Source organism: Nocardia rosealba, assembly GCF_020216065.1.
Lineage (GTDB): Bacteria > Actinomycetota > Actinomycetes > Mycobacteriales > Mycobacteriaceae > Nocardia > Nocardia rosealba.
The window spans coordinates 531,937-545,362 of record NZ_JAIWNA010000003.1; the positions used below are offsets into that span (position 1 = coordinate 531,937).

At 69.2% G+C, this 13,426-nt stretch carries 12 protein-coding genes; 6 read left to right on the top strand and 6 right to left on the bottom strand.

Features of this window, described 5'->3' with window-relative positions; translation table 11 throughout:
* Nucleotides 1–134: 134 nt before the first annotated feature.
* Complete coding sequence (locus LDL21_RS15940; protein WP_067493681.1) at nt 135–1,124, top strand: heme o synthase; 990 nt, start codon at nt 135–137, stop codon at nt 1,122–1,124.
* Nucleotides 1,125–1,184: 60 nt separating this feature from the next.
* On the opposite strand, the gene LDL21_RS15945 is transcribed toward LDL21_RS15940, so the two are convergent.
* Nucleotides 1,185–2,150 carry a quinone oxidoreductase family protein gene (locus tag LDL21_RS15945; protein WP_225280685.1) on the bottom strand — a complete coding sequence of 322 codons (966 nt, stop codon included), beginning with the start codon at nt 2,148–2,150 and terminating at the stop codon, nt 1,185–1,187.
* Nucleotides 2,151–2,226: 76 nt separating this feature from the next.
* Here LDL21_RS15945 and LDL21_RS15950 point away from each other — a divergent pair, with 76 nt between their 5' ends.
* The gene (locus tag LDL21_RS15950; protein WP_225280686.1) at nt 2,227–2,592 is read left to right on the top strand and encodes a hypothetical protein; all 366 of its coding nucleotides are present in this window, start codon (nt 2,227–2,229) and stop codon (nt 2,590–2,592) included.
* A gap of 92 nt (nt 2,593–2,684) precedes the next feature.
* Here LDL21_RS15950 and LDL21_RS15955 read toward each other — a convergent pair whose 3' ends face one another.
* The 5 genes from LDL21_RS15955 to LDL21_RS15975 all read right to left on the bottom strand — a co-directional run bounded on the left by LDL21_RS15955 (nt 2,685) and on the right by LDL21_RS15975 (nt 8,131).
* A complete protein-coding gene (locus tag LDL21_RS15955) occupies nt 2,685–3,656 on the bottom strand; it encodes a COX15/CtaA family protein (RefSeq protein WP_225280687.1) in 972 nt (323 codons plus the stop codon).
* 67 nt (nt 3,657–3,723) lie between these two features.
* A complete protein-coding gene (locus LDL21_RS15960; RefSeq protein WP_225280688.1) occupies nt 3,724–4,503 on the bottom strand; it encodes an ABC transporter permease in 780 nt (259 codons plus the stop codon).
* The gene (locus LDL21_RS15965) at nt 4,500–5,435 is read right to left on the bottom strand and encodes an ABC transporter ATP-binding protein (RefSeq protein WP_225280835.1); all 936 of its coding nucleotides are present in this window, start codon (nt 5,433–5,435) and stop codon (nt 4,500–4,502) included. The genes LDL21_RS15960 and LDL21_RS15965 overlap by 4 nt, the downstream gene beginning before the upstream one ends.
* On the bottom strand, nt 5,429–7,144 hold the full coding sequence (gene mptB, locus LDL21_RS15970; RefSeq protein WP_181698055.1) for a polyprenol phosphomannose-dependent alpha 1,6 mannosyltransferase MptB: 1,716 nt from the start codon (nt 7,142–7,144) through the stop codon (nt 5,429–5,431). Before mptB ends, LDL21_RS15965 begins: the two co-directional genes overlap by 7 nt.
* Before the next feature lie 72 nt (nt 7,145–7,216).
* A complete protein-coding gene (locus LDL21_RS15975; RefSeq protein ID WP_225280689.1) occupies nt 7,217–8,131 on the bottom strand; it encodes a rhomboid family intramembrane serine protease in 915 nt (304 codons plus the stop codon).
* A gap of 188 nt (nt 8,132–8,319) precedes the next feature.
* On the opposite strand from LDL21_RS15975, the gene LDL21_RS15980 reads away from it, so the two are divergent.
* From LDL21_RS15980 to sufD, 4 genes are all read left to right on the top strand, one after another.
* Nucleotides 8,320–9,795, top strand: coding sequence for an FAD-dependent oxidoreductase (locus tag LDL21_RS15980; protein ID WP_225280690.1), 1,476 nt, complete (start codon nt 8,320–8,322; stop codon nt 9,793–9,795).
* Nucleotides 9,796–10,029: 234 nt separating this feature from the next.
* Complete coding sequence (locus LDL21_RS15985; protein ID WP_370465769.1) at nt 10,030–10,806, top strand: helix-turn-helix transcriptional regulator; 777 nt, start codon at nt 10,030–10,032, stop codon at nt 10,804–10,806.
* Nucleotides 10,803–12,239: a Fe-S cluster assembly protein SufB gene (sufB, locus tag LDL21_RS15990; protein WP_181698058.1), complete on the top strand. Its 1,437-nt coding sequence runs from the start codon at nt 10,803–10,805 to the stop codon at nt 12,237–12,239. Before LDL21_RS15985 ends, sufB begins: the two co-directional genes overlap by 4 nt.
* Nucleotides 12,239–13,417: a Fe-S cluster assembly protein SufD gene (gene sufD, locus LDL21_RS15995; RefSeq protein WP_181698059.1), complete on the top strand. Its 1,179-nt coding sequence runs from the start codon at nt 12,239–12,241 to the stop codon at nt 13,415–13,417. The genes sufB and sufD overlap by 1 nt, the downstream gene beginning before the upstream one ends.
* Nucleotides 13,418–13,426: the final 9 nt, after the last annotated feature.

Here is a 13,426-nt window from a genome sequence, read left to right on the forward strand (position 1 = left end):
CGCCCACGGTGGCAGGGGCCTGGCGTGGAGCGGCACCGTCACCCGTCTACCATCGTGTGTAGTAGTGGCCGCGCCGCAGCCGCGCGCTGCTCGTTCCAATGCCGGATGCGAAGCACAGCGTGCGAGGAGAAACAGTGCGGATCGGTAACCAGCCGGGTAGTAGCGGTGCGCACGATTCCTCGACGGCTCTCGCCGATCGTCTGGCGGGCGACAGCGTGTTCGCCCGGGTCGTGCGTAAGCCGCTGGCCTACATCGCGCTCACCAAACCGCGAGTCATCGAGCTCCTGCTCGTCGCGACCATCCCGACCATGCTCCTGGCCGACCGGGGCAATGTCGACATCCGGCTGATCCTGGTCACCCTGTTCGGTGGCTGGATGGGCGCGGCAAGCGCCAACACCCTCAACTGTGTCGCGGACGCCGACATCGACAAGGTGATGAAGCGGACCGCGCGCCGCCCGCTGGCCCGCGACGCGGTGCCCACCTCGCACGCGCTGGTCTTCGGCCTGGCGCTCGGCGCGATCTCCTTCGCCTGGCTGTGGTGGCAGGCCAACCTGCTCAGCGGTGTGCTCGTGGTCGCGACCATCCTGTTCTACGTTTTCGTCTACACCAAGGGCCTCAAGCGTCGGACCTCGCAGAATGTGGTGTGGGGTGGCGCGGCCGGCTGTATGCCCGCGCTGGTCGGCTGGTCGGCGGTCACCGGGAACATCGGCTGGCCTGCGATCGTGCTGTTCGCGGTCATCTTCTTCTGGACGCCGCCGCACACCTGGGCCCTGGCCATGCGCTACAAGGAGGACTACCGCGCGGCGGGCGTGCCGATGCTGCCGGTGGTCGCCACCGAGCAGGTCGTCACCAAGCAGATCGTCATCTACACCTGGCTGACGGTGCTGGCCACCCTCGCCCTCGTCCCCGCGACCGGTGTCATCTACGCGGCCGTCGCGCTGGTCGCCGGTGCCTGGTTCCTGCTCATGGCGCACCAGCTGTACGCGGGTGTGCGCCGGGGTGAATCGGTGAAGCCGCTGCGACTGTTCCTGCAGTCCAACAACTATCTGGCCGTGGTGTTCTGCGGTCTGGCCGTGGACTCGGTGCTCGGCTGGACGACGCTGGGCAGCATCGTCGGTCTGTAACTTTTCGCGCGAACTCGAACCGGCGGCCGGGCAGTGATTGCCCGGCCGCCGGTTTCGCGTCTACGGCAGCAGGACGATCGAACCGGTGGTCTTGCGGGCCGCGAGGTCGCGGTGGGCGTCGGCGGCGTCGGCGAGCGGATAGGTGGCGCCGATGCGCAGGTTCAGCGTGCCCGCCGCGATGGCGTCGAAGATATCGGTTGCGCGCCAGAGGAATTCGGCACGATCGCGGGTGTAGGCGCCCAGCGATGGGCGGGTCAGCCACAGCGAACCGGCCGGGTTGAGGCGCTGCGGGTCCAACGGCGGTACCGGACCGCTGGCCGCGCCGAACAGGGCGAGAGTCCCGCGCACCCGCAACGAGGCGAGGCTCGCCTCGAAGGTGCTCGCGCCGACGCCGTCGTAGACCGCCGCCACGCCGTGGCCGTCGGTGAGTTCGCGGACGCGGGCGGCGAGGTCGTCGTCGTAGCGCAGGACCTCGGCGGCACCGGCTTCGCGGGAGAGCTTCTCCTTGGCATCGGTGGATACCGTGGTGATCACGCGCGCGCCCTTGGCGGCGGCCAGCTGAGTGAGCAGCAGACCCACCCCGCCCGCGCCCGCGTGGACGAGGACCGGGTCGCCGGGTTCGGGGGTGAACACCGATTCGACCAGGTAGTGCGCGGTCATACCCTGCAGCAGGGCCGCCGCGGCGACGGCCGGTTCCACGCCTTCGGGCACCTTCACCGCCACCGCCTCGTCGACGGCCACCTTCTCCGCGTAGCTGCCCGGCGCCGCCGCCCACGCCACCCGGTCGCCGACGGCGAACTCGGTGACCTCGGCGCCGATCTCGGCGACGACACCGGTGCCCTCGGAGCCCGGGATATAGGGTGTGGCCTGCGGATACAGGCCGGTGCGGAAGTAGATGTCGATGTAATTGACACCCACGCCCTGGGTGTCGACCAGCAGTTGTTTCGGGCCGATCCGCGGGTCGTCCACCTCCACCGACCGCAGGACTTCGGGACCGCCGTGCTCGGAAACCTGAATCGCGCGCATGAGTCCCCTTTGTACACCCCGTGTTCGGTGTCACTCGGGGGTGGACGCGAAACTACCGACCGGTAAACTCTCGCCCATGAGTACAACCGCCGCGCCCGAGGCCGTGAAGGTGCCCGCCGAGGTCGAGAAGTCCATCGCGAAGTTCGTCGCCGAGCACGGCGGTTCGGGCACGGCCGTGCTGCAGTACATCGGCGAGCAGGGTGTGCGCATCACGCTCGTCGGCGAGGACGGCGTCCTCGGGGACCGTGTGGTGGCCGATCTGGCGACCGCCAAGGCCGTCGTCGAGCGCGTCGACGGGCTCACCGAGACCGAAGAGTGGGACCGCGAGCTGGTCTCCAAGGTCACCCCCGCCAAGGGGCACTGGGCCAAGATGGCGGGCTGGGTCGCTCGCTCGACCAAGTTCCCCAAGGCCCGCAACGCGAACGTCTTCCCGGGAGCCTGATCCCGGACCGCCGCGATCCAAGCTGTCAGCCGGTCGCCGCAGCACTCACGATGTGAGGGTGCGGCGACCGGGTGCTTTTCGGGAGCCGGTCGTCAGTGCGTCGCCGCTGCGGAGACGGCGGGGGCGTCGACGGTCTCTCTGATGCGCAGGGATGCCCACAGGGCCGCGGTGGCGGCGGTGCAGGCCGCGGCGCCACCGACGTGGATGGCGACAAGGGCGGCGGGGACGTCGGTGAAGTACTGGACGACACCGACCAGAGCCTGGGACAGGACGATCCCGAGCAGCACGAACAGGCGCTTGCGGATCGCGGGGGTGATGCCGACGGCGTAGAGGCCGAAGGCCAGGCCGATGAGCAGGGCCAGGTACCCGATGAGCAACTGCGAGTGCAGGTGCACCAGGGTGACGATCTCCACCTCGAGGCGTGCGACCGGCCGATCGATGCTCTTGTCACCGGCATGCGGTCCGGCGGCGGTGACCAGCGTGCCCGCGATCAGCACACCCGCCAGCGCCACGCCACTGAGCGCGGTGAGCCAGCGCAGGGGAGCGGGCACCTGCACGGTGTCGATGCCGTCGTCGGGCTGACCGATCTTCGCGTACAGCACCACCGCCAGCCACACCATCACCATCGAGGCGAGCAGGTGCACGGCCACGGTCCACCACAGCAGGCCGGTGCGCACGGTGATGCCGCCGATGATCGCCTGCACGACGGTGCCGCCGGGCATCAGCCAGGCGTAGACGAGGACTTCCTTGCGACGGCGGGCCCGGACGACGGCCAGCACGATCAGCGCCGCGCACAGCGTCACCACGAAGGTGAGCAGTCGGTTGCCGAATTCGACGGTCTGATGCAGCACCGGCACTTCCGACACCCCGACGGGGGTGAAGCTGCCGGGGAAGCACTGCGGCCAGGTGGGGCAGCCGAGACCGGACGCGGTGACGCGCACGATCGCGCCGGTCACCGAGATCCCGGCCTGGCTCAGAATCACCGCGAGGGCGATGAGCCGCTGGGTCCGCAGCGAGGGGAGTGGCAGCCGGTCGACGAGGCCGATGAAGGCGCGATACAGCACGTCACGATGGTACTGGCAGGCGTTTCCCGCTCGATACCCGGGCTACTACAGTGCGTCGTTGGTCACGTCAGTGGAAGCGGAACAGCCGGGTGGCCAGTGACCCGCACACCACGCCCCACACCGCGAGTACCGCGACGCCGAACCAGTCGATCGACCCGGCCAGTGCCGCTTCCAGTGCGTAGGCCAGTGCGCCGGAGGGAACCAGGCGCGCGATCACCGTCAGCGCGGCGGGCACGGTGTCGACCAGTACGAGACTGGCGATACCGAGCATGACGAACCACAGAATATTCGCCAGGGCGAGGACGATCTCGGCCTTGAGCGTGCCGCCGAGCAGCAGACCCATCGCCGCGAAGGTCGCCGTGCCGAGTGCGATCACCAGCGCGCCGAGGGCCAGGCCGCCCGCACCGGGACGCCATCCGAGCGCCATCCCGATCGCCCCGAGCAGCACCGCCTGCAACACCACCACGATCAGCACTGCGGCGCATTTGCCCGCGATCACACCCCAGCGTGGCAACGGGGTGGCGCCGAGCCGTTTGAGGGCGCCGTAGCGGCGGTCGAAGCCCACCGCGATGGCCTGACCGGTGAACGCGGTCGACATCACCGCCGTCATCATCACCATCGGCACGACCCGGTTCACGCGGTCCGCGCCCAGATCACCGAACGGCAGCAGGGTGAGCCCGATCAGCAGGGTGATCGGGATGAACATGGTGAGCAGCAGCTGTTCGCCGTTGCGCAGCAACAGTTTCAGCTCGAGCGTGGTCTGCGCGACGAGCATCGCGGCGCGCGAGGCGGGGCGCGGGTCGGGGGTGAAGGTGCCGGGCTGGAACCGGCTCACGGTCTCGGTCATCCGCGCAGGTCCCGTCCGGTGAGTTCGAGGAAGACGTCCTCGAGGCGTCGCTGATCGATGCGGATGTCGGTGGCGAGCACGTCCATCCGTGCGCACCATGCGGTCACCGTCGCCAGTACTTGCGGGGTGATCTCGCCTTCGACCAGGTAGGTGCCAGGCGTGGTCTCGTGCGGCGAGAACCCTTCGGGCAGGGCCGATTTCAGCAGCTCGATATCGAGTTTCGGTGGGGCGCAGAACCTCAGCTGACCGGCGGCGCCGTGCGCGGTGACCTCGGCCGGGGTGCCCTGGGCGACGATCTCACCGTGGTCGATGATGACGAGCTGGTCGGCGAGCTGTTCGGCCTCGTCCATCATGTGCGTGGTGAGCACGACGCTCACCCCGTCGCGGCGCAGGGCGTCGATCAGTTCCCACACGATCAGCCTGGCCTGGGCGTCCAGACCGGCGGTCGGCTCGTCGAGGAACACGATCTCCGGCCTGCCGACCAGGGCGCAGGCGAGGGCGAGGCGTTGTTGCTGACCGCCCGAGAGGCGCCGGTAGGGGGTGCGCCGGTTGTCCTGCAGCCCGAGGGTGCGCAGCAGCCAGTCGGGGTCGATGGGGTCGGCGGAATAGGCGGCGACCAGGTCGAGCATCTCGCCCGCGCGGGCACCGGGGTAGGCGCCACCGCCCTGCAACATCACGCCGATGCGTGGCCGCAGCAGTTCGGAGTCGGCGATCGGGTCGAGGCCGAGCACGCGGACCGTGCCCGCGTCCGGGCGCACGAAGCCCTCGCACATCTCGACGGTGGTGGTCTTGCCCGCGCCGTTGGGGCCTAGCAGCGCGAAAACCTGCGCCTGCTCCACGTCGAAACGCAGGCCGTCGACCGCGGTGGTGTCGCCGTAGCGCTTGACCACGCCGTCGACGCTAACGGCGGGTCCCGGGCTTCTCGTCACGATGTGACACGGTAAGCCGTGGCCTCCTGTGACGGAGCCGACACCCCCGCCTGGGCCCGCCACGGCAGGGTGTGCCGGGTGAGGACGTAGAACAGCGCGAAGCACACCGCGGCCGCCAGGGCGGCGCCGATGATCTGGAAGACCTGGAATTCGGCACCACGCGGCATGACGAGCATCGACACCACCGCCGAGAACGCCACGGCGGGCACGCGGAAAACCGGTTGCGTGGCCCAGGCGGCGAGCGGGACGATCGCCCACAGCAGGTACCAGGGCTGGACCACGGGGAAGAGCAGCACGATCGCGCCGAGGGACACACCGAGCGCACCCACCGGATGCAGGCGGCCGGTGCCGGTCGCCACCAGCATCCGCACCGTCACATAGCCCGCGACCAGTCCCGCGATGGGCCGGGTGATCGACAGCAGTGCCGTGGTGTGGTCGCCGAGCCCGAGCAGCACCCCGCCGAAACCGGTGATGACGCCGATCACCGTCGGCAGCGACATCCAGCTGCGCACCGCGTTGGCGACGCTGAGGGTGAACACCCACCCGAAGCCGAGTCCGCTGGCCCAGCTCACGAAAAGCGTTGTCGCCCCGGCGATCACCCCGAGCAGGGCGGCGGCCTTGACGACGGCGAGCAGGCTGCCGCCCCAGCGCCGTGCCAGCGCCATCCCGACGAAGCCGAGCGCGATGATGGAGGTGAACTTGATCGATGACGACAGCGTGATCACCACCGCGCCGGCGATCAGTAGGGCGTAACCGCGTGCGTCCAGCGGTGGCAGGTGGCCGTTGAGGGTGTCGCGCCTGCCGCCGTCGCCGTAGATGGCGCGCAGCGTGAGCTCCATGCCCGCCAGCATCAGACCGATCATCAGCGCGTCGTTGTGCACACCGCCGACCAGGTGGAACAGCACGAGCGGGTTGGCCGCGCCGAGCCACAGCGCGCTCACCGGCGCCACCCCGCAGCGCACCGAGAGCCGGGGCAGCGCCCACACGATCAAGGCGACGCCCGCGAGTGCGAGCAGCCGGTGCACCCACACGCCTGCGATGATGTTGTCGCCGGTCAGCTCGGCGATACCGCGACCGATCCACAGGAACAGCGGGCCGTAGGGCGCCGGTGTGTCACGCCAGATGGTCGGCACATTGTTGGTGAGGACATTGTCGATCCCGAGCCCGGCGACGGGCCCTTCGGCGTACGGGTCGATGCCGCGCGCGGCGATCTCGCTCTGGGCCAGGTAGGAGTAGACATCGTTGCTGAACATCGGCGGTGCCACCGACAGCGGGATGATCCACAGCAGCAACGTCCGGTCGAGCTGGGACCGGGTGAGCCGGTGCAGTGGCGATCCGGCCAGCCCGCCGATCGCGAAGCGGCCCAACAGCAACCATGCCCCGATCACCAGCACGGTGCCGAACATGCACATCGCCAGCGACCCCGTGTGCGCGCGGGCGAAGATCCCGAGCACCCGCACACCGGAGACCGGATTCTGGTGCACGGGCTGTGCGCCGATGCCGAGCGCGGCGATGGCCATCAGCACGGCGCCGGTGGCACCCATCAACCGGATGCGGTCCAGCTGGGCGCGTTCGCGTTTGTCGAGGCCGGGGACCTCGGTCTCGTCGCGGTGCAGGGCCGCGACGGTGTGATCGGGCGCGGGCACGTCGAACCCGAGGGCTCGCCGCCCGAACGCCAGTGTCTTGCGCGCCGCGCCCTCCAGTACCGCCACGGGGTCGAAGCCTAGTTGCCCCGGCCGCGATCGTTGTGTCACCGGTCGGCGCAACGCCCCGACCAGCGCGAATCAGGCGGGCGTGCTGAGTGCCGCGGGAACGACGAACACCGGTTGCGTGCGCAACCAGAGGGCGGCGGCGACGATGACGGCCAGGCAGAGCACCGTGACGACGCCCATCGCGATCCATCCGATGCGCTGCGCCGACCGCAGATCCCGCGCCGACAGCCAGCCGGGGACGAACAGGATGCCCAGCGCGCTGAGCGTGCCGGCCGCGAGCCCGCCGAGGTGACCCCACAGCGAGATCCCCGGCAGCGAGAAGCTGATCAGCACGTTGACGCCGATCACCACCAGCATCGGGGTCGGGCTCTGCCGCAACCGGATCAGCGTCACCGTCACAGCGCCGAACAGGCCGTACACCGCGCCCGACGCGCCCGCGGTCATGGTGTAGGCATCCGAGAGCGCCATCACCGCCGCCGAACCACCCAGCAACGAGACCAGATACAGGCATGCATAGGTGACCCGGCCGAGCACCTGCTCGAGATCGCGGCCGACGACGTAGAGCGCGAACATGTTGACCAACAGATGGATCGCGCCGTAGTGCAGGAACCCCGAACCGAGCACCCGCCACCATTCACCGTCGGCGACCAGCAGCGGCACCAGCACGAACTCGCCGAACACCGACGAGCCCCGATGGTTCTGCATCGGGTTGCCCGCCTGCGCCGCGGTCACCAGGTAGACCAGGACATTGATCGCGATCAGCCCGTAGGTCACCATCGGCACCGGCGAGGCACCCGCCCGCGCGCCCGCGACGGTGCGCACCGGCCGCACGTCGCGCTGACCCTGCCGGACGCAGTCCACACAGTGCTGGCCGACGGCGGCCGGCCGCAGGCATTCGGGGCAGGCGGGCCGCCCGCAGCGGGTGCAGGCGAGGCCGGTTTGGCGATCGGGGTGGCGGACGCACGTCTGTGCGGGCGGGTGTGACACATGGTCATCGTGCCATGAGTCACCGACACGAGCCGGGCTGTGCGAACGTCGTCGGTCGGCGGCTCACCACGTTCCCCGGCGACGGCAGACGATCTGCACCTCGGCGAGGCGCACGGGTCGGCCGAGTGGTGCGGCGGTCCGGTTGGCGTGTCCGGTTTCGACCGGCCAGGCCGGGCTATGCGCTCCTCATGACGTCTCTGTGGTTGAACAACGCCGAAGTCCCCGCCCGGTTACGGCTGACCCCCGGTTCGCGCTTCGACACCGTCGTCCTCGGCGCGGGGATCGTCGGGTTGACGACCGCGCTGCTGCTGGCCCAGCGTGGCCGCGAGGTGGCGGTGATCGAGGCGAAACGAGTCGGCGCGGGCACCACGGCCGCGTCGACGGCGAAAGTCTCGCTCCTGCAAGGCACCCGGGCCCAGACCATCGCCCGTAGGCACGGCATCGCGACCCTCTCGCGCTACGTCGCCGCCAATCTCGACGGTTTCGACTGGCTGCTGGATTTCTGCGCCGGACGCGACCTCGCCGTCGAGCGCGTGGCCGCCTACACCTATGCCCAGAACGAATCCGAGATGTCCGCTGTCCGGGCGGAATTCGAGGCGACGCGGTCGGCCGGCTTGCCCACCGACCTGGTCGACGACGTCGATGTTCCGTTCCCCCTCCACGGCGCCGTGCGGCTGCGCGAGCAGGCCCAGCTCAACCCGATGGCCTTTCTGGCCGCCCTCGCCGCCGAAGTCGAGACCCAGGGCGGGTCGATCTTCGAATCGACGCGCGCACAACGGCTTCGTCACCACGACGGCCGGGTGGTGATAGACACCGAACACGGCGAGGTGGATGCGAACAACGTCGTCGTCGCGACCGGAACGCCGATTTTCGACCGGGGTGGCTACTTCGCCCGCGTCACCGCCCAGCGCTCCTATCTGGCTGCGTTCAAGGTGCCCGGGCCGGTGCCGGAGGAGATGTACATCAGTGCGGGACAACCGATCCGGTCGCTGCGCCGCTACCCGGCCGACGACGTGCTCCTGGTCGGCGGCAGCGGTCACGAGGTGGGTCGCGAGGATTCCGCGGAGGCCCACGTGCGGGACCTGCTCGACTGGACCGGTCGGTGGTTCCCCGGCGCGGAACTGCTGCACCGCTGGTCGGCGCAGGACTACCACCCCGTCGGCGAACTTCCCTACGTCGGCCCGCTCGTTCCGGGCCGCGAGGAGGTTCTCGTCGCCACCGGGTTCGCCAAGTGGGGTTTCACCAACGGCGCCGCCGCCGCGCTCGCCCTCGCGGGGCGCATCACCGGCGACGCTCCGAAATGGGCCGACACTCTCTCCGCCTGGCGGCTCGGCGAAGTCGCCTCCCTCCCGGCGGGCGCCCGCGCCAACGCGACTGTCGCCCGGTACCTGTCCACCGGCTGGCTGCACCTGCTCGGCGCCGACGAGCACACGATCCCGCCGGAAGGCTGCGGCCGCGTCGAGCGCCACGGGCTGCATCCCACCGCGGTCTCCACCGTCGACGGCGTCACCACCGAGATCTCCGCGATCTGCCCCCACCTGGGCGGCATCCTGCATTGGAACGACGCCGAACGTACCTGGGACTGCCCTCTGCACGGCTCCCGCTTCGAGCCCGACGGCGCCGTTATCGAAGGCCCGGCCACCCACCCTCTCTCTCCCCGCTGAGCTGGAGTCCGTGCTGCTCTCGGGGTTGCTCGCCGGGTCGTGAGGAGATCGGCCCGGGTGTGCGATGAGTCACCCCGTGGTGGGCGAGAGGGTCGGAAGGTGTGGGCTGCACCTGGGGTTTTGCGGAGGCGCAGCGGTGGTGTGATGTCTTCGTCGCAGGTCAGGGTGCCCTTGGCAAGGTGACCCTTATTAGATTTAGGGAAGTAATTCCGCCACACTGGTGTTGTGAAAACCGTGGGTTTGCGGACAGGCGTGGAAGGGACCGGTCGTAAGACGACCGGCACCCGGTCGTCTGCTGTGCCCGCGCACGAAGGGCAGACCCGGGCGGCCATCGTCCAGTTGCTGCTCGAGCAGGGTCCCATCACCGCCACCGCCATCAGTGCCGAACTCGGGCTCGCCCCCGCGGGGGTGCGCAGGCACCTCGACGCGCTGATCGACGCAGGTCAGGCGCGCGCGAGCCGGTCGGCGCCGTGGCAGCAGAAGGGCCGCGGCAGGCCCGCCAAGCAATACCAGCTCACCGCCGCCGGGCGTGGCAACCTCGGCCATGCCTACGACGACCTGGCCGGTGCCGCCATCCGTCAGCTCGGTGAGATCGGTGGCGACGAGGCGATCAGCGAGTTCGCCCGCAAACGGGTGCGCACTATCGTCGACGGCATCGAGCCGGTCGCCGAGCACAGTGCCCCCGTGATCGAGGCCAAGGTCGAGGAGATCGCCGAGGCGTTCGCCGACGCCGGTTTCGCCGCGACCACCCGCCAGGTGGGTGCCGGTGTGCAGATCTGCCAGCATCATTGCCCGGTGGCCCACGTGGCCGAGGAGTTCCCGCAGCTGTGCGCCGCCGAACTGGACGCTTTCCGCGACCTGCTCGGCACCCACGTGCAGCGACTTGCGACGATCGCCAACGGCGATTGCGCCTGCACCACCCATGTGCCGCTGGTCGCGGTGCCGAAAATCCCATCCGCCGCACAGCCCGCGGCGGAACGAAGCAACGACTCCGGAAGGAGTGCCGAATGACGACAACCACCGACCAGGTGCAACCGCTGACCCAGGACGAAACCATTGCCTCGCTGGGCAACTACGGTTACGGCTGGTCCGATTCGGATGTCGCGGGCGCCAGTGCGCAACGCGGCCTGTCGGAGGCTGTCGTTCGCGACATCTCGGCCAAGAAGAGCGAGCCCGAGTGGATGCTCGACATCCGCCTCAAGGCGCTGCGCATCTTCGACCGCAAGCCCATGCCGAACTGGGGCTCCAACCTCGACGGCATCGACTTCGACAACATCAAGTACTTCGTTCGCTCGTCGGAGAAGCAGGCCGAGAGCTGGGAAGACCTGCCCGAGGACATCAAGAACACCTACGACAAGCTGGGCATCCCCGAGGCCGAGAAGCAGCGCCTCGTGTCCGGTGTCGCCGCGCAGTACGAGTCCGAGGTCGTCTACCACTCCATCCGCGAGGACCTGGAGAAGCAGGGCGTCATCTTCCTCGACACCGACACCGCGCTCAAGGAGCACCCGGAGATCTTCCAGGAGTACTTCGGCTCGGTGATCCCCGCCGGTGACAACAAGTTCTCCGCGCTCAACACCGCCGTGTGGTCGGGTGGCTCGTTCATCTACGTGCCGCCGGGCGTGCACGTCGACATCCCGCTGCAGGCCTACTTCCGGATCAACACCGAGAACATGGGCCAGTTCGAGCGGACGCTGATCATCGTCGACGAGGACGCCTACGTCCACTACGTCGAGGGCTGCACCGCGCCGATCTACAAGTCCGACTCGCTGCACTCCGCGGTCGTCGAGATCATCGTGAAGAAGGGCGGCCGCTGCCGCTACACGACCATCCAGAACTGGTCCAACAACGTCTACAACCTGGTCACCAAGCGGGCCAAGGCGGAGGCGGGCGCCACCATGGAGTGGGTCGACGGCAACATCGGCTCCAAGGTCACCATGAAGTACCCGGCGGTCTGGATGACCGGTGAGCACGCGCACGGCGAGGTCCTGTCCGTCGCGTTCGCCGGCCCCGGCCAGCACCAGGACACCGGCGCCAAGATGCTGCACCTGGCCCCGCACACCTCCTCGACCATCGTGTCGAAGTCGGTGGCGCGTGGCGGCGGTCGCGCGTCGTACCGCGGCCTGGTCCAGGTCAACAAGGGCGCCTACGGCTCCAAGTCGACGGTGAAGTGTGACGCGCTGCTGGTCGACACGATCAGTCGCTCCGACACCTACCCCTACGTCGACATCCGCGAGGACGATGTGACCATGGGCCATGAGGCCACGGTCTCCAAGGTGTCCGAGGATCAGCTGTTCTACCTGATGAGCCGCGGTCTCACCGAGGACGAGGCGATGGCCATGGTGGTGCGCGGCTTCGTGGAGCCCATCGCCAAGGAACTGCCGATGGAATACGCACTGGAACTGAACCGGCTCATCGAGCTGCAGATGGAAGGGGCCGTGGGCTGATGTCGACGCTCGAGACGCCGACCCAGAACCCGGGCGCGGGCGCCGCGGTCAACAAGGGCGAGGTCTTCACCTCGTTCGACGTGGACGCATTCGAGATCCCGTCGGGTCGCGACGAGGCGTGGCGGTTCACCCCGCTGCGTCGGCTGCGCGGCCTGCACGACGGTACGGCCGTGCGTGACGGTCAGGCCACCGTCGAGGTGAGCGAGGTCGCCGGTGTCACCGTGGAAACGGTCGACCGCACCGACGCCCGCCTCGGCCAGGCCGGTACCCCCGCCGATCGTGTTGCCGCCCAGGCCTACTCGGGCTTCGAGACGGCCACGGTCATCACCGTCGGCAAGGAGACCGAGGTTTCCGACCCCGTCACCGTGACCATCACCGGTCCGGGCGAGGGCAAAACCGCCTACGGCCACCTGCAGATCCGGCTGGACAACTTCGCCGTCGCCACGATCGTGCTCGATCAGCGCGGCAGCGGAACCTACGCCGAGAACGTCGAATTCGTGCTCGGTGACAGCGCCAAGCTCACCGTCGTCGCCGTCCAGGAATGGGCCGACGACGCCGTGCACGTCACCGCGCATCACCTGAAGCTGGGTCGCGACGCGAACCTGCGGCACGTGTCGGCGACCCTCGGCGGCGACCTGGTCCGCCTGTCGGGCACCGTGCGCTACGCCGGTCCCGGCGGCGAGGCCGAGCTGTTCGGTCTGTACTTCGCCGACGCGGGCCAGCATTTCGAGCAGCGGCTGCTGGTCGATCACGCCGAGCCCAACTGCAAGTCCAACGTGCTGTACAAGGGTGCGCTGCAGGGTGACCCGTCCTCGCCGAAGGGCGACGCCCGCACGGTCTGGATCGGCGACGTGCTGATCCGCGCCGCGGCCGAGGGCACCGACACCTACGAGGCGAACCGCAACCTGGTGCTCACCGACGGCGCCCGCGCCGATTCGGTGCCGAACCTGGAGATCGAGACCGGTGAGATCGCCGGTGCCGGACACGCCAGTGCCACCGGCCGCTTCGACGACGAGCAGCTGTTCTACCTGCGCGCTCGTGGCATCCCCGAGGACGTCGCCCGCCGCCTGGTCGTGCGTGGCTTCTTCTTCGAGATCATCCAGAAGGTCACGGTCCCCGAGGTCCGGGAGCGGCTCGAGGCGGCCATCGAGGCCGAACTCGCCACTGTCGGTATCTGACACCCACTT

Bases quoted from the DNA above. Each gene is read 5' to 3' on its own strand.
- LDL21_RS15945 (WP_225280685.1), bottom strand. From the start codon at position 2,150: ATGCGCGCGATTCAGGTTTCCGAGCACGGCGGTCCCGAAGTCCTGCGG.
- LDL21_RS15950 (WP_225280686.1), top strand. From the start codon at position 2,227: ATGAGTACAACCGCCGCGCCCGAGGCCGTGAAGGTGCCCGCCGAGGTC.
- LDL21_RS15960 (WP_225280688.1), bottom strand. From the start codon at position 4,503: ATGACCGAGACCGTGAGCCGGTTCCAGCCCGGCACCTTCACCCCCGAC.
- LDL21_RS15980 (WP_225280690.1), top strand. From the start codon at position 8,320: ATGACGTCTCTGTGGTTGAACAACGCCGAAGTCCCCGCCCGGTTACGG.
- sufB (WP_181698058.1), top strand. From the start codon at position 10,803: ATGACGACAACCACCGACCAGGTGCAACCGCTGACCCAGGACGAAACC.
- sufD (WP_181698059.1), top strand. From the start codon at position 12,239: ATGTCGACGCTCGAGACGCCGACCCAGAACCCGGGCGCGGGCGCCGCG.